Raw genomic sequence first — 265 nt, 5'->3', positions numbered from 1 at the left:
CACCAATAGTGTCGGGTGCAAGTTCACCCATAGTGTTAAATTGCATTAAATGCGGCACTGCCATAGCGCCCGCCCAGCGGTACATTAGCCCTCGGTAAGCGTATTTATCTTTAGGTAAATGCTGCAATAGGTAATGATGTAGTTCAGTGGCATTGGCGTTATAGCCAAGCAGCTGTAAAACGTCGGCTAAATTAACTAAGGTGGTTAAATCTTTTGGGTTACTTATAGCTAATTGGCGTAAATAAAAGTATGCACTGTTATACGA

General features: G+C 42.3%; 1 protein-coding gene. It reads right to left on the bottom strand.

Annotation, left to right across the window (positions count from 1 at the left end):
• On the bottom strand, positions 1-265 hold a 265-nt coding region (locus AAEY78_RS13495), incomplete at both ends, for a hypothetical protein (RefSeq protein ID WP_352339834.1).

Source organism: Psychrobacter sp. 16-MNA-CIBAN-0192 (assembly GCF_040309565.1).
In the GTDB taxonomy this organism is placed as follows: Bacteria; Pseudomonadota; Gammaproteobacteria; order Pseudomonadales; family Moraxellaceae; genus Psychrobacter.
This window is presented reverse-complemented; position numbering and strand designations above follow the sequence as displayed.